This is a genomic window from Bacillus sp. 2B09, assembly GCF_003946835.1.
GTDB classification, from domain to species: Bacteria; Bacillota; Bacilli; order Bacillales; family Bacillaceae; genus Bacillus; species Bacillus altitudinis.
The window spans coordinates 1-21384 of record NZ_RPSG01000012.1 but is presented as its reverse complement, the minus strand read 5'-3'; the positions used below and the strand labels follow the sequence as shown (position 1 = coordinate 21384).

General features: G+C 41.5%; 21 protein-coding genes. 14 read left to right on the top strand and 7 right to left on the bottom strand.

Annotated features, from left to right (window positions below; translation table 11 throughout):
- Positions 1-86 precede the first annotated feature (86 nt).
- The 4 genes from EBQ12_RS17515 to EBQ12_RS17500 all read left to right on the top strand — a co-directional run bounded on the left by EBQ12_RS17515 (position 87) and on the right by EBQ12_RS17500 (position 4398).
- A complete protein-coding gene (locus EBQ12_RS17515; RefSeq protein ID WP_125590903.1) occupies positions 87-989 on the top strand; it encodes a dienelactone hydrolase family protein in 903 nt (300 codons plus the stop codon).
- A 52-nt stretch (positions 990-1041) separates the two neighbouring features.
- A complete protein-coding gene (locus EBQ12_RS17510) occupies positions 1042-1794 on the top strand; it encodes an NAD-dependent epimerase/dehydratase family protein (protein ID WP_050827591.1) in 753 nt (250 codons plus the stop codon).
- 218 nt (positions 1795-2012) lie between these two features.
- A complete protein-coding gene (locus EBQ12_RS17505; RefSeq protein WP_113767071.1) occupies positions 2013-2873 on the top strand; it encodes a carbohydrate ABC transporter permease in 861 nt (286 codons plus the stop codon).
- 25 nt (positions 2874-2898) lie between these two features.
- Positions 2899-4398 carry an extracellular solute-binding protein gene (locus EBQ12_RS17500; protein ID WP_007501870.1) on the top strand — a complete coding sequence of 500 codons (1500 nt, stop codon included), beginning with the start codon at positions 2899-2901 and terminating at the stop codon, positions 4396-4398.
- A gap of 44 nt (positions 4399-4442) precedes the next feature.
- On the opposite strand, the gene EBQ12_RS17495 is transcribed toward EBQ12_RS17500, so the two are convergent.
- Together EBQ12_RS17495 and EBQ12_RS17490 are read right to left on the bottom strand one after the other, a co-directional pair.
- The gene (locus tag EBQ12_RS17495) at positions 4443-5282 is read right to left on the bottom strand and encodes an aldo/keto reductase (protein ID WP_125590901.1); all 840 of its coding nucleotides are present in this window, start codon (positions 5280-5282) and stop codon (positions 4443-4445) included.
- A gap of 13 nt (positions 5283-5295) precedes the next feature.
- The gene (locus tag EBQ12_RS17490; RefSeq protein ID WP_125590899.1) at positions 5296-6483 is read right to left on the bottom strand and encodes an MFS transporter; all 1188 of its coding nucleotides are present in this window, start codon (positions 6481-6483) and stop codon (positions 5296-5298) included.
- A gap of 154 nt (positions 6484-6637) precedes the next feature.
- On the opposite strand from EBQ12_RS17490, the gene EBQ12_RS17485 reads away from it, so the two are divergent.
- Positions 6638-7009, top strand: coding sequence for a winged helix-turn-helix transcriptional regulator (locus EBQ12_RS17485; RefSeq protein ID WP_008343017.1), 372 nt, complete (start codon positions 6638-6640; stop codon positions 7007-7009).
- A gap of 35 nt (positions 7010-7044) precedes the next feature.
- On the opposite strand, the gene EBQ12_RS17480 is transcribed toward EBQ12_RS17485, so the two are convergent.
- Complete coding sequence (locus tag EBQ12_RS17480) at positions 7045-9345, bottom strand: helix-turn-helix domain-containing protein (protein WP_125590897.1); 2301 nt, start codon at positions 9343-9345, stop codon at positions 7045-7047.
- Positions 9346-9576: 231 nt separating this feature from the next.
- Here EBQ12_RS17480 and EBQ12_RS17475 point away from each other — a divergent pair, with 231 nt between their 5' ends.
- The 7 genes from EBQ12_RS17475 (at position 9577) to EBQ12_RS17445 (ending at position 14860) form a co-directional block, all read left to right on the top strand.
- Positions 9577-10542, top strand: coding sequence for an ABC transporter permease (locus tag EBQ12_RS17475; RefSeq protein ID WP_008343019.1), 966 nt, complete (start codon positions 9577-9579; stop codon positions 10540-10542).
- Positions 10543-10560: 18 nt separating this feature from the next.
- Positions 10561-11673 (top strand): glycoside hydrolase family 88/105 protein, encoded by a 1113-nt coding sequence (locus tag EBQ12_RS17470; RefSeq protein ID WP_076822457.1) that lies wholly within the window; start codon positions 10561-10563, stop codon positions 11671-11673.
- Positions 11670-12194, top strand: a complete 525-nt coding sequence (locus EBQ12_RS17465; protein WP_017358338.1) for a hypothetical protein — start codon at positions 11670-11672, stop codon at positions 12192-12194. Before EBQ12_RS17470 ends, EBQ12_RS17465 begins: the two co-directional genes overlap by 4 nt.
- Before the next feature lie 18 nt (positions 12195-12212).
- Complete coding sequence (locus EBQ12_RS17460; RefSeq protein WP_125590895.1) at positions 12213-13502, top strand: Gfo/Idh/MocA family protein; 1290 nt, start codon at positions 12213-12215, stop codon at positions 13500-13502.
- Positions 13503-13526: 24 nt separating this feature from the next.
- Positions 13527-14210: a YesL family protein gene (locus EBQ12_RS17455; RefSeq protein WP_007501858.1), complete on the top strand. Its 684-nt coding sequence runs from the start codon at positions 13527-13529 to the stop codon at positions 14208-14210.
- A gap of 54 nt (positions 14211-14264) precedes the next feature.
- On the top strand, positions 14265-14576 hold the full coding sequence (locus EBQ12_RS17450; RefSeq protein WP_125590893.1) for a rhodanese-like domain-containing protein: 312 nt from the start codon (positions 14265-14267) through the stop codon (positions 14574-14576).
- A 101-nt stretch (positions 14577-14677) separates the two neighbouring features.
- Entirely contained in the window at positions 14678-14860 is a 183-nt protein-coding gene (locus tag EBQ12_RS17445; protein WP_003217582.1) for a sporulation protein Cse60, read from the top strand.
- Positions 14861-14891: 31 nt separating this feature from the next.
- On the opposite strand, the gene EBQ12_RS17440 is transcribed toward EBQ12_RS17445, so the two are convergent.
- The 4 genes from EBQ12_RS17440 to EBQ12_RS17425 form a co-directional block, all read right to left on the bottom strand.
- A complete protein-coding gene (locus EBQ12_RS17440; RefSeq protein ID WP_017358334.1) occupies positions 14892-15416 on the bottom strand; it encodes a CbrC family protein in 525 nt (174 codons plus the stop codon).
- Positions 15417-15549: 133 nt separating this feature from the next.
- Positions 15550-17082 carry a glycine betaine transporter OpuD gene (opuD, locus tag EBQ12_RS17435; protein ID WP_017358333.1) on the bottom strand — a complete coding sequence of 511 codons (1533 nt, stop codon included), beginning with the start codon at positions 17080-17082 and terminating at the stop codon, positions 15550-15552.
- A 140-nt stretch (positions 17083-17222) separates the two neighbouring features.
- On the bottom strand, positions 17223-17420 hold the full coding sequence (locus EBQ12_RS17430; RefSeq protein ID WP_019743705.1) for a hypothetical protein: 198 nt from the start codon (positions 17418-17420) through the stop codon (positions 17223-17225).
- Positions 17417-18688 carry a BaiN/RdsA family NAD(P)/FAD-dependent oxidoreductase gene (locus EBQ12_RS17425; protein ID WP_125590891.1) on the bottom strand — a complete coding sequence of 424 codons (1272 nt, stop codon included), beginning with the start codon at positions 18686-18688 and terminating at the stop codon, positions 17417-17419. Before EBQ12_RS17425 ends, EBQ12_RS17430 begins: the two co-directional genes overlap by 4 nt.
- Before the next feature lie 175 nt (positions 18689-18863).
- Between EBQ12_RS17425 and EBQ12_RS17420 the strand changes: the two genes are divergently transcribed.
- Entirely contained in the window at positions 18864-20486 is a 1623-nt protein-coding gene (locus tag EBQ12_RS17420; RefSeq protein ID WP_008343029.1) for a putative polysaccharide biosynthesis protein, read from the top strand.
- Between the two features lie 16 nt (positions 20487-20502).
- Positions 20503-21219 carry a pseudouridine synthase gene (locus EBQ12_RS17415; protein WP_125590889.1) on the top strand — a complete coding sequence of 239 codons (717 nt, stop codon included), beginning with the start codon at positions 20503-20505 and terminating at the stop codon, positions 21217-21219.
- Positions 21220-21384 lie beyond the last annotated feature (165 nt).

Below are 21384 nucleotides of genomic sequence, written 5' to 3'. Positions count from 1 at the left end.
CGGGACATAATTTTGTCGAAAACAAGGTAATTCCTCCATCAATCTCGTATTTAACAAGTTGATCAAGAAAATGAGGAGTGACGTCAATGGAAAAGAAAAGCAAACGTGAACAACTGCTCAGTTTATTAGGGGAAATGCCGGAGCGCCATCGTGTAGAGGCGTATACGTTAAAGATTGAGGAACGTGAATCGTACTTAGTAGAAACACTCATTCTCTCTATTCATGGGGTGGAGGAAGTTCCGGCTTATTTTGTGAAGCCGAAAGATACAGTGAAAAAAAGGCCTGTTGTCTTGTTCCAGCATTCTCATGGTGGGAATTATGTGGATGGGAAAGAAGAGTTATTGAAGGGGGCTCATTATTTGCAAGCGCCTTCATACGCAAAAGAATTCACTTCAAAAGGCTACAGTGTGTTGGCGATTGATCATGCGGGATTTGGTGAAAGAAGGGGAAGAACAGAAAGTGAAATTTTCAAAGAAATGCTGTTAACAGGAAAAGTGATGTGGGGCATGATGCTGTATGAGAGCATGTGTGCAATTGATTATTTGCTGTCCCGCTCTGATGTGCTCCCAGAGCGTTTAGCTGTTTTTGGGATGTCAATGGGCGGCCTTCTTTCATGGTGGACGGCGGCACTTGATGAGAGGGTCAGTGTGTGTGTGGATCTTTGCGCACAGGTTGATCATCACACATTGATTGAAACAAATCATTTAGATAGACACGGTTTTTACTATTATGTACCGAGCTTAGCTAAGCACTTTACAGCAGCTGACATCCAAGAAATGATTTTCCCAAGACCGCATTTAAGCTTAGTTGGAAAGCAAGATCAGCTTACACCTGCTGAAGGTGTTGGACGAATTCAACAGACATTAAGTCAAGCCTATCAAGCTGCTTCCTTAAAGGAACGTTATCAGCTTATAGGTCTACATGCAGGTCATTTTGAAACGGCTGCTATGCGCCACGAGGCTACACGTTTTTTGAAAAAGTGGCTGTAATCAATAGACGGCATGGACATACTACTCCGATAGAAGATGAAGGAGGAAACAGATGAAAAAAATCACCATGATTGGCGGATGTGGTGTCATCGGACGTTTATTAACTAAAGAGCTCTCTTCGGAGTATGACGTGACCATCATTGATCAAACAAGGTGTGTAGAAGAAGTCATTTTTGCAAATGCTTCAAATGATGATGAGTTGTTTCAAGCCATTCCAAGAGATACAGATGTGATCATTCATCTTTTAAACATAGACATGACGCATGATGTGATGAATGAAAAGGAGTTTGCAAAAATGAATGAGGTGTTTTGGATAAGCGCGTATAATATGTTTCGTTCAGCGGCCAGGTTAAGCATTCCAAAAGTCATTTTTGCAAGCAGTAATCATGTGACAGATCGCTATGAAAAAGATGGTCACTCCTTACTAGAGCGAGAAATTACGACTGATGATGTACCAGCAACGAAAAATGTGTATGGCATTTTAAAATTTGCTTCCGAACAGCTTGGGCGTTTGTTTCACGATCAAACAGGTATGTCTGTCATCAATTTGAGAATTGGAACCGTCGTGACAGATGAGATGGAAGGATTGCAAACTAAAAAAAGAACGAAACGAACACTTCTTTCACATGAAGACCTTTTCGGCATGATCAAGGCTGCCATCGAAACGGACGTTCCATTCGGGACTTATTATGCTGTATCAGAAAACGAAGGAAAACCTTGGTCTTCTGAGAAAACGAAGCAGGAGTTAGGCTACAGGCCAGATGTCAATACGGCAGAAATTCTGAAAGAAAACGATCAGGCATAGGGCATAATCATGACATTAGCTCATGATCTTTTTCTTTTCATTGATGAGGCTAAAAGCACGAATGGCATGATCATCTCTGTGGTCTGTCATGATGATTATAGACGCTTTCTTTCCACGTTTGTTACATTTTAATCACGATATCGTCAAAGGCTGCAGCTTATGTTCAGATGAAATGATAACGCTTACAAAGAAAGGGCGTGATGAACATAGATCGTTCTATTAAAGGCCGATTGTTCAATGTATTTAATTACTCTTTTCTACTCATGTTCGCATTAATATGTGTGCTCCCGTTCATCCATGTCATTGCCGCCTCTTTTGCGACAGTAGAAGAGGTCATCTCAAAGAAGTTTATTTTGTTTCCAACGACGTTTTCTCTAGAGGCCTATCGCTATATCTTTTCTACAGATATTGTGTATCGCAGCCTGATTGTATCCATTCTTGTGACATTCGTTGGAACAGCGGTCAGCATGTTTTTATCCTCACTCATGGCGTATGGGCTGTCTCGTCAGGAGCTAAAGGGCCGAAGAACCCTCATGTTTCTCGTTGTCTTCACGATGCTGTTTAGCGGAGGGATGATTCCGACGTTTATCGTCGTGAAAACACTTGGGCTGCTTGATACTTACTGGTCACTCATTCTGCCAGTGGCCATCAATGCATTCAATTTGATCATTTTGAAAAACTTCTTTCAAAACATACCAGCAAGCCTTGAAGAATCAGCGAAGATGGACGGCTGTAACGATTTAGGGATCTTCTTTAAAATCGTGCTGCCACTTTCTTTGCCAGCTATTGCGACGATTTCACTTTTTTATGCCGTGACGTATTGGAATACGTACATGACAGCCATTTTATATTTAAACGATTCGGTGAAATGGCCAATTCAGGTCCTGTTAAGACAAATCGTCATTGTATCAAGCGGTATGCAGGGAGATATGTCAGATATGGGCTCATCCACACCGCCGCCAGACCAAACCATTAAGATGGCGGTCATCGTCGTGGCGACCATTCCCGTTCTGCTTGTCTATCCATTTATTCAAAAGCATTTCAACAAAGGGGCATTACTAGGTTCTGTAAAGGGTTAAAAAGATGGAATAACGGAGGGATCTTATGGGGAGAAAGAAATTATGGCTGATTGCCTTTGTTTTGTTATTTGCCGCAAGCGGTATTCTGTCAGCTTGTTCAAGTAAAGGGGCAAGTTCATCAGATGAAAAGGTTGATCTAGACAAAAAGGTGAAGCTGTCATGGATGGCGATTTTGTATCATCAGCAGCCGCCAAAAGATTCAGTGTTAGAAGAGATTGAGAAGCTTACAAATACAGAGCTTGATATTACGTGGGTGCCTGATGCGGTGAAAGAAGACCGTTTAAATTCAGCACTTGCCGCAGGGAACCTCCCGCAAATTGTGACGATTCAAGACATTAAGAATTCATCTGCTATCAATGCGTTCAGATCAGGCATGTTCTGGGAAATCGGTCCATACTTAAAGGATTATCCAAATTTAAGTAAGATGAACGAACTGATTAATAAAAATGCCTCTATCGATGGGAAGCTTTATGGCATTTATAGAGAGAGACCACTTTCAAGACAAGGGATTGTCATTCGAAAGGATTGGCTTGAAAATTTAAATTTGGATACACCAAAAACGCTAGATGACCTTTATGAGGTAGCCAAGGCATTTACTGAAAAAGATCCGAACAAAAATGGCAAGGACGATACAATTGGTTTTACAGACCGTAATGATTTGATTTACGGTGCATTTAAAACGCTCGGTTCTTATGAAGGAATGCCAACAGATTGGAAAGAAGAAAATGGCAAATTCACGCCAGACTTTATGACAGATGAGTATATGAATACAATGAAATATATGAAAAAGCTGCGTGACAATGGTTATATAAACAAAGACTTCCCAGTCACAAGCAAAACGCAGCAGCAAGAATTGTTTTCACAAGGAAAAGCGGGTATCTATGTTGGAAATATGGTAGATGCAGTGAACTTAAGAGATGATGCAACAGATAAGAACATGGAAGTGGATATTATCAACCGAATCAAAGGCCCAGATGGCAAAGAACGTGTATGGGCATCAGGCGGCCATAATGGCATCTTCGCTTTCCCTAAAACAAGCGTCAAATCAGAAGCAGAGTTAAAGAGAATTTTGGCTTTCTTTGACCGAATTGCAGAAGAAGACGTGTATGGTCTCATGACGTATGGGATTGATGGAAAGCATTATAACAAACAAGATGGAAATACATTTGTGAGGGAAGAAAGCCAAGTGAAAAGCTGGCAGACAGATGTACAGCCACTTGTCAGCCTCGTAGGGATTGATAAACGTTACTTGAAAAATAAAGGCGATGCAGTTCGTACAAAATATGAAGAGCTGGAAGAAGACAATAAAAACATCATTGTCGCTAACCCTGCTGAAAGCCTGTATTCAGAAACAGCATCAGAGCGAGGAAATGAATTGAAGAAAATCATCGATGATGCGACCTATAAGTTCATTCTTGGTGATATCAACGAAGAACAATTTAAGAAAGATGTAGAGAAGTGGAAATCAAATGGTGGAAATAAAATCATAGAAGAATATGAAGCTTCCTTTAAAAAATCAAAATGATGAACATGAAGACCCCCGCTTAGTAAAAAGCGGGGGTGTTTTCATTAAAAATCGAAGTTGTCTGGATCAGGACCAATTCGTTTATTTTCATTTAAGTCAGACAGGCGCTTCATATCCTCATCAGATAGGACAAAATCGAAAATATCGGCATTTTCTTTTAAACGATGGGCTTTCGTTGATTTAGGAATCGTAATGACGCCTTTTTGCACATCCCAGCGCAAAATAATTTGAGCAGGTGTTTTGCTGTATGTGCCCGCAAGCTCTGTGATCAGCGGGTGCTTTAGCAGTTCCCCCTGCATAAGTGGTGACCAGGCTTCCATTTGGATGCCATGTGTTTTCAAATACGTAAACAACGTTTCCTGCGTGAGTTTTGGATGAAACTCGACTTGATTAATCGCTGGAATGATGTCCGCATCTTTCAATAATTCATCTAGATGATGCGGCTGGAAGTTACTCACACCGATGGCTCTGACTTTTCCTTCACGGTACAGCGTTTCAAGCGCGCGCCATGCTTCCTTGTATTTTCCTTCAACTGGCCAGTGAATTAAATACAGATCAAGGTAATCAAGCTGAAGTTTTTTCAGGCTGTCTTCGTATGCTTTTAGTGTCGCTTCATATCCTAAATCGGCATTCCACACTTTGGATGTCACAAAGATGTCTTCGCGGCGAAGGCCTGTTTCTGCTAGACCAAGTTGTATGCCTCGTCCAACACCTTCTTCATTGCCGTAAATAGAAGCTGTATCAATACTGCGATATCCTAATTGAATGGCTGTTTTAACAGCTTCAATTAATTCCGTTCCCTCTTCAACCTGAAAGACCCCAAGACCAAATCCTGGCATGCGGACGCCGTTGTTTAATGTTTTTGTACTTTGTAAATCGTTCATATGAAAGACTCCTTTAAATGGTTTGTTTGTATTCTTTTTGTTCGATTTGATGACTCACCATCGTGAGTATGGCCGCCATGAGCACCATGATGCCGCCAACCCAGCCGGTATGCAAAAGCCCAAGGGTATCTGTCACGATGCCGCCTAAAAATGAACCAATGGCGATACCTGCATTAAAGGCAGCGATATTCAGAGCGGAAGCAACATCGACAGCTCCAGGTGTATACCTTTCTGCAAAATCAACGACGGCAACTTGAAGGCCGGGTACATTCATGAAAGCAAACAGTCCCATCAGCATCACAGTTCCAATCCCGAGTGTCATAAATCCAGCAGTAAAGCTAAGGGTAAACAAGATGAGACTTTGAATGATAAACATATAAATCAGTGCCTTCATTGGCTGTTTATTCGCTGCTTTTCCGCCAATGACATTCCCAGCGGCGATGGTCATCCCGTATAACAGCAGGATCAAGGCAACTGTTCCAGGCGCAAGACCTGTCACATGCTGCAAGAGAGGGGATAAATAGGTGAAGACGACAAAAGTTCCTCCATACCCTGTAGCAGTAATGACAAATAAAAGCAACATTCTTTTCGTCTTTAATAAGGCTGCTTGATCCTTAAACGTTGTTTTCACGCCCTGTTTCAATTGAGACGGAACAAGGAAATAGTTAGAAATCAGTGCGATTAGGCCAATCATGACAATCACACCAAATGACGTCCGCCAGCCGAGCTCATGACCAAGAAACGTACCGAATGGCACACCGGTCACAGTAGCGACTGTTAAACCAGTGAACATAAAGGCAATGGCGCTTGCCCGCTTTTCTTTCACCACAAGGCTTGCGGCAATGGTCGAACCAATCGACATAAATACGCCATGTGATAGGGCTGAAATCACTCGTCCGATTAAGAGCACAGAAAAAGTCGGGGCAATCGTGGCAAGTGTATTTCCAATGAGAAAGACGAGCATAATGAGCAAAAGCAATGTCTTTTTGTTCATAGCGGAAGTCAGGGAGGTTAGAATTGGTGCGCCAAAGGTAACACCGAGCGCATATAAAGAAACGGTCCAGCCGGCCTGACTGACACTTACGCCAAAGTCCTCTGAGATCATCGGCAGAAGACCTACAGAGATAAATTCAGTTGTACCTATAGCAAATGCACTAATCGCTAGTGCGAGAAGGGCAAAGTGATTTTGTTTGTTTTGCATCGTGATTCACATCCTTCTTTCATGACATTTTAATAGACGAAGCCGATCGGCAAGAGTTATTATCTAACATAGATGACAGAAAAAAAAGTACGTACTTTTTTGTAATATAGGTACTAAAAAGTGCCTGTACAGCATCAAAAGGAGTGAAGAGACGTTGGAAAAGAAGAAATATAATATCTCTGTGGAGGCAACGCTTGAAGTGATCGGCGGGAAATGGAAGTGTGTCATCTTATGTCATTTAACACATGGGAAAAAGCGGACGAGTGAACTGAAGCGCCTCATGCCAAATATCACGCAAAAAATGCTCACACAGCAGCTGAGAGAGCTTGAAAATGACGGTGTGATTAACCGCATTGTATATGAACAAGTGCCGCCTAAAGTGGAGTATGAATTAAGTGAATACGGACAGTCACTTGAGCGAATTTTGAATGCGTTATGTGATTGGGGGGCAGCCCATATTGAACGAGTGTATGGCGAGCCGCTTTCAGTGCTGGAAGACAGCATTCTAAATGAACAGTTTAAATAAAAAAGTCCCGCTTCTTGTGAGAGCGGGACTTTGCTTTATATGCCTTTTTTCTGATCACGGTATTTCCCAGGTGTGGTGCCTTCCAGCTTTTTAAAGGAGCGGATGAAATTTTGCGGATTTTTGTATTTTAGCTTTTCCGAAATTTCTTTCACCGACATATCCGTCTCCACCAACCAGTTTTTGGCGACATGATGTCTGTAAGACGAGAGATATTCACTAAAGGAGATATCCATTTCTTTTCTAAAAATACTGCTTAAATAATTTGGGTTGTAGTGCAGGCGTGAAGCGATTTCGTCCAATGTCAGATCTGAGTCAAATTCTTGATGAATGATATGAATGATTTTCTCTGAGATATTTTTATATTGAGAGTCTTCACGCGCGCCGAGCTGATCAATGATGGGTCGAATGATCTCATGTTTCAGCCACGCTTCTGTATCTTCAAACGTTTTAAACTCAAAGATCGTATCATAGAGCATTTTATTATCTTCGACTTCAAACAATTCAATGCCTAGCAAATGCATCAGCTCGATGAGATTGTTTAAAAAACGAGCGAGAGCAATCTGGTACTCATGTGGTCCAGCATTTTTAGAAAAAATGGATTGCAGAAGCACATGTAAATAGTGATCTGCCTTGCCTTGATCGCCTGCTTTAATGGCATCAAATAAATCATGCTGCAGCTGTTTTGGGAAATGAGTCTTAAACGTCTTTCCTTGCTGAATGTGCTCGTATAAAAGAATGGATTTTTTCTCTGCTTTGAGTCTGTATTTTAGGGCTTCTTTCCCTTCAATATAAGCATGTTTGGCCATAGGTAACTCTTTAAATGGGCGGCTGATCCCAATGCTGATCGACAAGCCCAGCTCTTCCTCAATTCGCTGCTGAATTGTTTCGGCTAATTGATTTAAATATTCAGTAAATTCCTCTTCTGACTTCGATTGATTGAGAACAATCGTCGTTTGATGCTGATTGACAACGGTCGGCTGAAGGTGCTCCTCTAGCGGAATAATCTGCTCAATCAGTCCGTTTATCGCAAATAAAAGCAAGTCTGCATCCTTTTTTTCATACGGCGTTCCTTTTAGTGTATCGATTTGGGTCACAAGCATGGACAAATGGGACCAGTCACGAGGAAAGCCTAGACTTTGAAATCGGTTGTGAATCTCTTCTTCCGTCAGTTTGCCAAGCAGCAGCCGCACCATAAAGTATTGCTGTAAGTGGGTCACTTGCTGCTCAATCCGTTCCTCTAGATCATTGTTTTGATCTTTCATTTGTTTAATGCTCGATTCGATGAGCTCAAATTCATTTTGGAAAGGCTGTTTATGCAAAAACGACTCATTACGTGCAAAGGATTCGTATAATAAGCGAATCGGTTTATAAAAGTGTCTAGAGCCAAACCATGAAAATAATAATGAAAGCGCTAACAAAATAAAGCAAATAATAAAGGTGATCCACCCGATTGATTTCGTTTGTTGCTTTAGTTCGGGAATGGAGACAAAGGATAAGTATGTCCATTCGTTATAATCTGATTTTTGAAACGTAATTTGATAGTTTAGTTCATCGATTTTCATATCAAATTGTCCGGATCGTTCTTCAAGTGACAGGACATGTTTGACGAAATCTTGATTTTTTAACGAGTCACCAATTTGTTCTTTTCGATTATGTAGCAGTACTTTTCCGTTTGTATCAATGACAAACATACTATCAGATTGAGAGAAGTCAGGCATGTTGTCAGCAATCACGCAGCTTGGAATGCTGGCGACGGCGATCCCCTTTTTTTGGACACTATTCATCGGAAGCTGCTTGATTAAATTCACATTGTATTTGCAAAAGGATGTCTTTCCTTCTTTTGTTGAGACAAGTGGATTATTTTCTTCAAGTGCCCAGCTGGAATGACTCGGAATATTGAGGTAAGAGGTTAACGCTTTCTCTTGATCCCCGTTTGAGACATGATAAAGACCAGAATTGTTCATATACCAATCTTCCATTTTACTAACAAGTGTAATATTGGAGAGATCGGTGTCGAAGGTTTGCAGGTAATTCAGTTCTTGTTGGACTTGATTATAAAGTTGGAATTGATCTGGATTTAAAGGTTCTGCCAGTGTTTGAAGGAGAGGCGGCGAACTGACATAGTGAGTGAGAGAATGATCTACTGTCTTTAGAATATGCTCAATATTGGATTGCGTTTGTTTGACGCTGTCCAGCTTTTCATTTGAAATATTTTCGAGTGCAGTTTTTTGCGAATGCTGATAAGAAAAAATACCGACAATAATAACAGGAATCGTACTAAGCACGAAAAAAAACGTCACCAGCTTGTAATAAAATTTATACTGCTTTCTTTTCATAAAACCCCCCATTTCAAACGAAACAATCTTTTCCCCTTAGTTTATTAATCCAAAAATCTGGTAGGTTTGTCAATAATCATTTTCTGAGATTAGGATCATTTTCTTATGTTTTATGTAACGTTTTGAGTAGCTTCCCCTGAGTAAATATGATCTGATGATATGATTGTAGACGGATTTTTCATCCTTAAGATACAGTTAACACATGCATCAGCATGAGGGGAGGCTTTATCTGTGAAAACACAGGATGTCACTGCCAAGGGTGTGCCTGCGGCAGCTTTGAAAAAAGAAAAGAGAAAGCGCTTACTTAATCAATTACTTAGTCAAAAATTTCTGTATTTAATGATTTTGCCAGGGCTCCTTTATTTTCTTGTCTTTAAATATGTCCCTATGTGGGGGCTGATCATTGCCTTTCAAGATTACCAGCCATTTCTCGGAATTCTTGGCAGTGAGTGGGTTGGCTTCAAACACTTTATTCGCTTATTTACAGAACCAACATTTTTCATCTTATTAAAAAATACGCTCATTTTATTTGCCATGAATGTCGTGATTTTCTTTCCGATTCCGATCTTATTAGCCCTTCTTTTAAACGAGGTCAGATTGGCACTGTTTAAGAAATTTGTTCAGACAATGATTTATATTCCTCACTTCATGTCATGGGTGATTGTCGTGTCCTTATCTTTTGTTTTGTTAACGGTAGATGGCGGGTTGATCAATGAATTGATTGCTTTCTTTGGAGGAGAAAAGATTAACTTCCTTCTTAGTCAAGAATGGTTTAGACCCATGTACATTTTGCAGGTAATCTGGAGAGAAGCGGGTTGGTCAACCATTATTTATCTTGCAGCGATTACAGCAGTAGATCCGCAGCTATACGAAGCAGCAAAAATGGATGGAGCCGGCAGACTCAGACAAATGTGGCACATCACCCTTCCTGCGATTAAAAGTGTCATTGTTGTACTGCTCATTTTAAAAATTGGTGATACATTAGAGCTTGGATTTGAACATGTCTATTTATTACTCAATGCGACCAACAGGGAAGTCGCAGAGATTTTTGATACGTATGTGTATACAGCTGGTCTGAAGCAAGGACAATTCAGCTATAGTACCGCTGTTGGTTTATTTAAAGCAGCCGTTGGACTTATTTTGGTCATGATGGCAAACCGTTTAGCGAAGAAGTTTGGAGAAGAAGGGATTTATTAAAAGGGGAGATGAAGACCAATGACATTATCGATTGAAAAGGGATCACCGCTTGAGCATGCAGAGAAATTAGCACAAACAATAATGAAAGCGTATACACCGATTGAACTTCCGCCAGCTGGAAGGTGGCACTATCATCAAGGGGTTTTCCTTTGCGGAGTGATGAAGCTTTACGAAGCAACAGAAAACGAGGCGTACTTTGATTATGTGAAAAATTATGCAGACTCACTCATTGATGACCATGGGAATCTGTTATTCCGCAGAGACGAGCTTGATGCCATTCAAGCAGGGCTCATTTTATTCCCGCTGATTGAAAGAACGGGAGAGAAGCGGTATGTGAAGGCAGCAGAAAAGCTTCGGGGGCTTTATCGGACGCTGAATCGCACGTCTGAGGGCGGTTTCTGGCATAAAGACAATTATGCTTATCAAATGTGGCTAGATGGTCTTTATATGGGTGGACCTTTTGCTTTAAAGTATGCCCAGTTGACAGGAGAATTGGAGCTGGTGGACATGGTCATCCATCAAGAGCATCTCATGAGAAAGCATACCAAAGATGAAAAAACGGGCCTTTACTATCACGCATGGGATGAACGGAAAGTGATGCCATGGGCTGATCAACAGACGGGCTGTTCCCCAGAATTTTGGGCAAGATCCTTTGGCTGGTATGTCCTTGCGTTAGCCGATATGATCGAAGATTTACCAGAAGGACATGAAGGACGAAAAGTGTGGAAGGACACACTGACAGATATGCTGGAAAGTGTGGCAAAATATCAGGACGACGAAACGGGTCTATGGCATCAAATCATTGATAAAGGAAGTCATAGCGACAACTGGCTTGAAAGCTCAGGGTCATGTCTATTCATGTATGCGATGGCAAAAGCCATGAATGAAGGATATGTCAGTCTTCGATATGTTGATCACGTGGTCAAAGCGTATCAAGGGTTGATTGAATATAAAACGGAGGAAAAAGACAACGGCGATTTTACGGTGAACGATATTTGTATTGGAACATCTGCGGGATTTTATGACTATTACGTTGGCAGAGAGCGGAGCACGAATGATTTGCATGGAGCAGGCGCTTTTATTATGGCGTTAACTGAACTAGAAAAGCTGTCTGTGTTTCAAAAGGTATGAGGCGGCATCAAAGGGCTGCGGCATGGCTCCTCAGCTTCATCGCTGCCTTTTATTTGTCCGCCTGTCAGGGGAAAACAGAGGGGATTGATGTCCTTATTTTTTCTGACATGTCAAAAGCAATGAAAGACCAATTAGTGGAGAAAGCTTTTCAACCAAATCAGGAGACATACGATGTTCACATCTTCCCTGCAATTCCTGAAAAACTTCTTGTTGAAATAACTGCAAAAGAGGGGGACGTGATGTTTGTCCCCGAAGAAATGTTTAGAACATATGATGACCCTGAAAGCTTTCAGCTGCTTGAAGAGATGCGGGTAGATGGCGAAGGGGCAGGACCATATACGATGGAAGATGCAAAGACGGGAAATACAGTCGATTATGCGGTCCAAATCAAGAAAGGAACAAAGCAGCTAAATGGCTATACCTTTCGATTACACCGAGATATGGTCGCCTTCATACCTGTGTATGCGGAGAAATCTAAAGTGGCACTGTCTCTCATGAAGCAGCTTCGTGAAAACCAATAGAAAAAGGGGTGGGGGAATGTGAAAAGGGTCGCCGTTTGCGGGCTCAGTCACCGTGCTTTCAATATGTTTATCAAACCGCTCACCGAGGATTTTAACGAGCATTACAGGATTACAGGGCTCTTAGATGTAGATGAGAAGCGGTATACACTTTGTCAGGAGCGTTTTCCATCACTAAGGGGCGTCTCATTTTTTCATGAGGATGCATTTGGTCAGATGGTGAAGGAAGCAAGACCAGATATCGTCATTGTGGCGGGGCGAGATGATACACATGTCACATATATCCTGCAGGCACTGGATCATGATCTGGATGTCATAACGGAAAAGCCGATGGTCACAACAGCAAAAGACGCCAAACGGGTGATGGAAAAAGAGGCAGAAAGCAAAGGGAAGGTCACCGTCACCTTTAATTATCGCTACAATCCATTCCACCGAAAGATAAAAGAGCTCATTTTAGATGGAAAGATTGGGAGGGTCACGTCTGTTGAGTTAAGCTGGCTCATTGATACGTATCACGGAGCCAGTTATTTTAAAAGGTGGAACCGCTCGCGTCAATATTCAGGCGGTCTGTCTATTCATAAATCGACCCATCACTTTGACTTGGTCAACTGGTGGATTGATCAAAAGCCGAAGCAAGTATTTGCCTATGGCGCACTGAATTATTATGGGGATGAAAGTCCTTGGAATCCTTTGCAGGGTGAAGGGAATCGATATTGCGGAACCTGTCATGTAAGAGATACCTGTCATTATGAAGCAAGGTGGAATCCGCGGGTAGAGCGTTCAAAGGTGGAGGATGACCATATTGAATCAGGTGAGCAGCAGTCAAAGCAATACTCGAATTATCGCCCGGATGCCTGTATTTTTGATCAAGAAATTGATATTGAGGATACATATGTGGCGTCAGTGGCTTATGATCAGGGGGCTTTGTTAAGTTACTCGATTCAATTTTCAGCGCCATATGAAGGCTACCGGCTTGCGATTAACGGGACGAAGGGACGGATTGAAACAAATGAGTTTCATGTGCCATCGAGAATCCCTTTTCAATTCCCTGAACAGACAATTGCATACTACCCGATGTTTGGTGGAAAAGAAACGATTGAAGTTGTGAAGCAATCAGGTGGTCATGGAGGTGGAGATCCGCTATTATTAGCAGATTTATTTTTAGGAAAAGATCCGCTCATTCCTTATGACATTTCAGCAGGAGCAGAGGCGGGTGCTTATTCCATTGCACTTGGCGAAGGCATGTGGCGCTCAGTTGCAGAAAAACGCCCGATTGAAATAGAAGAATTGTTTCAAAAAGAGACGGTGTAACGAGAAAGAGAGGAGGGACGAGAGATGGATCATGATGGATCAATGAGCAGAATGCTGCGTATGTGTGAGTGGGTGATGAGACTCGCCTATACGAATTTGTTATGGCTTTTGTTCACTTTACTTGGGCTTGGAATCTTTGGCTTCATGCCTGCAACAACAGCGTTATTTTCTGTGATGAGAAAGTGGATACAAGGGCATGAGCAAGTCAGCGTCTTTCAAACCTTTTGGAAAGTATACCGCGAAGAATTTGTACGCTCTAATGTCATTGGAGTGGTGCTGGTCATCATCGGGACGATTATTTATGTAGACCTTGCTTATATTTATCCAACGAGTTGGTTTTTACACGTGCTTCGCTTTGCGATCTATATCTTTGGTTTTCTGTTTATTGTCAGCTTGTTTTATATCTTTCCGCTGCTGGCTCATTATGATTGGAAAAAGCGTCTTTATTTGAAATTTTCCCTTCTGCTTGGCATCTCGTATTTGCAATATACGCTCTCTATGCTCGTTTTCTCGGCTGTTCTCTTTATCCTATTTGCTTATTTGCCAGGGATCGTGCCGTTTTTTAGCATCAGCATTCTCGCATATGGCCACATGTGGCTAGCCTATCAAGTGTTTAAAAAGATAGAGTTTGAAAGCGAGCAGCCGGCAGTTGATGTGAAGAAACGATTCCCGTCTTTCCTTCAATCCAAGCGGGTGAATACGCAGTGATGTGTATGATTTGCTATAATGGTGTCACCGTGAATAAAAGGAGAGATGAGAGTCGTGTCAGTAAAAGAAATTTCAATAGAAGAATTAAAGCAAAAGCTAGAGCAAGAAAAAGCCATTCAACTCGTCGATGTGCGTGAGGATGAAGAGGTAGCAGAAGGCATGATTCCAGAGGCAGTCCATATTCGAATGGGCGATATTCCTGAGAAGCTGGATGCGTTTGATAAGACGCAAGAGTATTATATTATTTGCCGTTCTGGTAAACGCAGTGAGAATGTCTGCTATTTCTTAGAAGACCAAGGCTATCAAGCAACCAATGTCGTTGGCGGCATGCTTGCATGGACAGGAGAAACAAAACCGAAGCAGTAAAAAGAAGTCCTTTCATCGACAAGATGGAAGGCTTTTTTTGTTCATATGTCCGTCTCTATTTGCATAAAAATAGAGTAGCAAGAGAAGGGAGAGTGGCATGTGTGCTGAAGGTAGCTGTATTTGATGAAGAACACGAGAAAGATTTGCAAAGCGAAATCAATCTTTTTTTAAAAGGAATGGACGACGACCAAATTATTGACATTAAATACAATGTGGCGGTGATCTGTGAGCAAGGAGGAGAGCAGCTCTACTGTTTTTCAGCGCTCATTTTATATAAAAAATAAAAGGACCTGCTGAAGGGTCCTTTTGCCATGATCAACTAGCGTCAATATGTAAACGATGCTTTTTGCAGTGAACGCATTGAAAGAGGTAGCCTTGCAAATCTCCTCCGTTCACGAGCCATTGTTTCAGGTTCTCTTTTGTGAAATGTCCACCGCTGCAAATCTCTTCAATATCCTCTGAGAGTTCTTCCTCTAAATGCTCAATCTCTTTCCAACCAACATACTGCACAATCGCGCAAAAATCCCCGCAATGGCTTAACCAATATTCCTGCTGCCATCCTCGGTAACCCGGCGTTCTGTAGATCAGTTCATCTATATATTCTTCATGATCGACGTCATCACAACTCACATCGTCTTGAAACATTCCATTATATGTTTGAGCAGCTGATCCATCTTTAATGCACCAAGGACAAATGCCAGAAACGTCTTCAACAGAATAAAAAGGACCATGATATACATAATCTCGTTCTTTCTCACAAACGGGGCATATCGTCTGCTCTTTTTTAATTACATGTAATGAAACTGGGTCTGGGTTGTACTTGAACGTAGGTAACGTCATATAAACCTCCATTATGTAGAAAAGTGATGATTCAACACTATTTTATCGGAATACACGATGTCATGACAATCTTCAATTATTTCAACGAGAAAAAAAGCCGTTCGGATGAGGAACGACTTTTCTCTTGTGATGATTATGCTTTTTTTACTCTTGGACTTCTTGGTTTATTGTACTTATTTGCTTGTTTAATCGCTCTTCGTTCTTCATTTAATGATTTGTACAGGGATACAATCATTAAAATGATGACAACAGAGAACGGCAAAGCAGCAAGTTTGGCTGTGTTTTGCAAGGCTTCAAGACCGCCTGAAAATAAGAGCACTGCCGCAACTGCTGACTGGATAATACCCCAGCTGATCTTTACACTATTCGCTGGATTTAATGATCCATAGGTTGTCTGCATTCCGAGAACGAATGTAGCTGAGTCTGCTGATGTGATAAAGAATACCGCAATTAAAATAAGAGCTAGAATCGATGTGATCATTGCCAGCGGATATTCATTTAGTACACCAAAAAGCATGGTTTCCGTAGAAAGGCCTGCAACATCGACAATATTCTTTTGCTGTAAGTCCATCGCAGAAACACCGAAAATAGAGAACCAAAGAAATACAAGGATAGATGGAGCAACTAACACACCAACTAAAAACTCTCGAATGGTTCGTCCACGTGATACACGTGCAATAAAGATCCCGACAAATGGTGCCCAAGAGATCCACCATGCCCAATAAAAGATCGTCCATCCGTTAATCCATTCTCTCTTTTCAGGGTCATTTGGAGATAAGCGAAAGCTCATTTGAACGATGTTGGATAAGTATTGTCCAATAGAATCAGTAAATGAATTTAAAATATAAACTGTTGGACCTACCAAAAGTAAGAAAAACATCAGAACAGCTGCTAATACCATGTTGATATTACTTAAATATTTAATCCCTTTACCAATACCGCTAAGAGCAGATGCAAGGAAGAGCACCGTCACAATGATGATAATAATCAATTGTGTGCTAAAGGCATTTGGAATGTTAAATAGATAATCCAATCCGCCATTGATTTGTGCTGCGCCTAATCCTAAGCTCGTTGCAACACCAACAACTGTCGCAAACACAGCAATACAATCGATGGTTTTTCCGATCCATCCGTGCGTTTTATCTCCTAAAACTGGCTGCAGTGTTGCACTGATTAAGCCAGGCGCATCTTTTCTAAATTTAAAGTATGCAATGCAAAGCGCAACAATGGCATAGATCGCCCATGCATGAAGTCCCCAGTGGAAAAAAGTATAGCGAAGGGAATCACGGAAGGCTTGTGCAGTTTCAGTGTCACCCGTTGGTGATTGAATCGCATAATGACTGATCGGTTCAGCTGCTCCGTAAAAAACAAGCCCAATACCCATTCCAGCACTAAATAGCATGGCAAACCAAGAAAAAAGACCAAATTCAGGCTCTTCACCTGGCTTTCCTAACGTAATTTTTCCGATAGGGCTAAAGATAAAGAATAGACAAAAGCCGACTAGAAGCGATACGACTAATAAATAATACCAGCCAAAGTCATTTGTAATGTATGTTTGAATTTGATCTGTCACATTTTGCAGTGATTCTGGAGAAAAGGCTCCCCATAGAACGGCAATAAATGTGATTGCAATCACAATCCAAAATACACTTGATACGTTTTTCACACCATCTCACTCTCCTGTTGTTCTACACGTTTAAGCAGAGGATTTTGTTTAATATCCCCTGTCTCAACTATTTTCAAACAAAAAGAGGCGAGTTTCTCACTCGACCTCTATTTTACCGTAACATGTTTTGCTTCCATTTATCAACCATCGATATGTGAAGATGACTTTTCTTCAATTCGTTTGCGCAGACGGTAGACATATTCTTTTAAACAAACTGCGAAAATCGTAAACGCTAAAACAATGGCGACTTTTAACGGGGTAATGGACAGCTTCATAAAGAAAGCGGCTGTCAAACTAATGACAACTGCAAGGACAATTGGAAGTGCACGTCTAATCATTGGAATCTCTCCTTTACTTCTAGTGCGGCATTCATGCCAGCTAACCTGCCTGTCACAAGTGCTGAAGTAATATTGTAACCGCCTGTGTAACCGTGAATATCTAAAATTTCTCCGCAGAAATAAAGACCGGCCATTTTTTTAGATGCCATTTTCTTCGGTTCAATTTCTTTAACAGAAACGCCGCCCCCTGTAACAAAGGCTTTATCTAAAGAAAGCGTCCCATTTGCATGGACGATGAAATGTTTACAATCATGCGCAAAAGCGCGGAGTTTCTCTTTAGCGAGACCAGAAAATGTCTCCTGCGGATCAATGCCATTTCGTTCTAAAAGGAACAATAAATAGCGCTCTTGCATCCAAGATTTCAGGACATTTTTAATGGATTTTTTTGGTTCATCTTTTAGATCACGATGAAGCTTTTGGAATAGCTCCTCGTCATTGAGCTTTGGGTATAAGTCAATTTGAAGACGGACGGCCGGTTGCTTTTTCAGTTCCTTCACAACAAATCCGCTGCATCTCAGAACGGCAGGACCTGATAAGCCAAAGTGTGTAAAGATCATATCCATGACATGAGTGACGACGGGTTTTCCTTTTTTATTTAAAACACTCACGGCCACACTTCTTAATGAAAGACCTTGAAGCACTTTGTCCTTAATAAAACGCTCGTCTGACGTGACGGGTACTTCTGTTGGGAAGAGCTCTGTAATGGTATGGCCAGCGGCTTCTGCCCATGCATAGCCATCGCCAGTAGAGCCTGTATGAGGCACACTTTTCCCGCCAACAGCAATGACAACGGCATGACTTGAAATTTTTTCATCATTATTTGTAACAATTCCAGCTGCTTGTCCGTCTTGATACAGAACGGTTTTAATCTTTTCATTCGTTCGAATGGTCACATTGAGCACGCGAAGCCTATCTAATAGGGCATCCACAACAGATTGTGCTTTGTTTGAGACAGGGAACATACGTCCATGGTCTTCTTCTTTTAGTTCAATACCTAGATTTTCAAAGAACGAAATAATATCCTCGTTATTGAACTCAGAAAATGCACTATATAGAAAACGTCCGTTTCCGGGAATATGCTTGATAATTTCTTCTACTGGAAGGCGATTGGTCACATTGCAGCGTCCACCGCCAGAAATGGCGAGCTTTCTGCCAAGTTTGTTTCCTTTGTCAATTAACAGAACCGATGCACCGTGTTCTGCCGATGCAATCGCGGCCATCAGTCCAGAAGGTCCACCGCCAATGACAATGACATCATAATGTTTCATGTTACATTCCTCTTTCTACTTTCAGTCATTTCTCTATTATAACGAAGATTGGGGAAGGCTGAAATATGAATTGATTGGTTTTGTGACTTCTGTATTGGATTTGTTACCTGTGCGATGAAATGATGTGTTAAAATAGTTAAGTTGAATATTCATTAGAAAAATGGTGGTTAAGCGCATGTCTAATAAACTGCTTCGTGGTACGTTGGTTTTAACGATAGGGACTTATCTCTCTCGTATTCTTGGTATGATTTACTTAATTCCATTTAGCGCAATGGTCGGAGCGACTGGTGGTGCGCTATTCCAATATGGATACAATCAGTATACGATCTTTTTAAGTATTGCTACGCTCGGTTTTCCAACAGCGGTATCGAAATTCGTTTCTAAATATAATGCAATCGGCGATTATGAGACAACAAGAAAAATGTTCAGGGCGGGTATGTCGGTCATGCTTGTCACCGGTATTATCGCCTTTTCTATTTTATATTTGACCGCACCGATCTTTGCCAAGATTCAGCTTGGAGGATCGAATGAAACGGGCGGTTTGACGGTCGATCAAGTGGTTTATGTGATTCGGATGGTCAGTTTGGGTCTATTGGTTGTACCCATCATGAGTCTTGTGCGAGGCTTTTTCCAAGGGCACTCGATGATGGGCCCGACAGCTGTTTCCCAAGTCATCGAACAACTTGTCAGAATCATCTTCCTATTAACAGCGACGTTTATCATTTTAAAAGTGCTTGACGGTGGTCTTGTTATTGCGGTTGGTTATGCCACATTTGCCGCACTTATTGGTGCGTTTGGCGGTCTATTTACGCTTTATTTATATTGGCTGAAGCGGAAAGATCGGCTTTTGGCAATGCAGCCGAATACAGGGGACTATTCTGGATTATCTTATAAGCAAATGTTTACAGAGCTGTTCAGTTATGCAGCACCCTATGTGTTTGTTGGACTTGCCATTCCGATTTATTCTTATATTGATACAAATACAATTAACAGAGCGATGATTGCATCAGGACATCAGGATATTAGTACAGCGGTTCTGTCTATTGTGACGTTATATTTACCGAAGCTTGTCATGATTCCTGTGTCACTTGCAACTGCGTTTGGTTTAACATTGATTCCAACCATAACGGAATCCTTTACAGCGCGAAATTACAAGCTGCTGAATCGGCAAATTGATCAAACGATGCAGGTCATTTTATTCTTCGTTTTGCCTGCTTCATTTGGTATCTCGGCATTGGCTGGACCAGTTTATTGGTTTTTCTATCCGTCTGTGCACCCTGAGATTGGGACTTCTATTTTGTTTTGGTATGCACCTGTTGCGTTACTGTTTTCTTTATTCACCATTAACGCAGCGATTTTACAAGGGATTAACAAACAAAAATTTGCGATCGTCAGTCTTTTGTTAGGGATCATCATTAAAACGGTTCTTAATATCCCGCTGATTAGCTGGCTGCAAGGAAACGGTTCTGTGCTTGCAACGGCATTAGGCTACAGTGCCTCGATTTTGTATATGTTCATCATGATCAAGCGCCATGCAGGCTATTCGTTCCGCAGGATTTTCAAACGGTTTATTTTAATTGGTATTTTAACGGCAATCATGGCTGTAGTGGCTTATGTGACATGTCAGCTTGTGAGTCAAGTCATTTCATATGAAGGTGGAATGGTACAAGCTGGTATTGTTATTTTGATTTCAATGATTACTGGCGGCGGTGTGTATATGTTCTTATCTTATAAAGTTGGATTGTTAGAGCGTGTACTTGGCAGCCGGATGCCGTCATTTTTAAGAAAAAAGAGTTAAGAAGAGGTGGAGAAGCATGAGGCTTGATAAATTGCTGGCCAATACCGGCTTTGGTTCAAGGAAAGATGTAAAGAAGCTGGTCAAGGCCCGGGCCGTCACAGTGAATGGAGAAGTGGCGAAGCAGGTGAAAGATCATGTCGATCCAACAAATGATGAAGTGCTAGTGCATGGAGAGCGTGTAGAGTATAAAGAATTCATTTATCTCATGATGAACAAGCCATACGGTGTCATTTCAGCAACGGAGGATCTGCGAGATGAGACGGTTGTTGATTTACTAGAGCCAGAGGATATTGCAAGGGAGCCATTCCCTGTGGGGAGACTGGATAAGGATACAGTCGGTCTCCTCCTCCTTACAAATGACGGCCAGCTTGCTCATCAATTGTTATCTCCGAAAAAGCATGTCCCGAAAACGTATGAAGTTCATCTAAAATACCCGCTTGGAGATCAAGACATCACTCGTCTTGAAGAGGGAGTTGTGATTTTAGACGACTACCGAACGAAGCCGGCGAAGGTTGAAGTAGATGCCAACCAAGAGGCAGATACACGAATCCGTTTAACGATTACTGAAGGGAAGTACCATCAAGTGAAGCTGATGGCACAAGCAGTGGGCAATGAAGTGATCTTTTTAAAACGGCTCTCGATGGGAGCTGTTTCATTAGACGAAGATTTGGCCCCCGGAGAATACCGTGAATTGACGGAGGAAGAGTTAGACAGCTTAATCAATCGTGATTAATATAGAGAAAATGAAAAGAACCGGCATATCGCCGGTTCTCAGATTGTAGAGAAACTCATGTTTTTCTACAATCTTTTTTATTTTCACCATCATTATGATAGATGAGATTGAAGGAAAAACATGAAAAAGGCCTCCCACACACCTATCCTATAGCTTTGCTAGGTG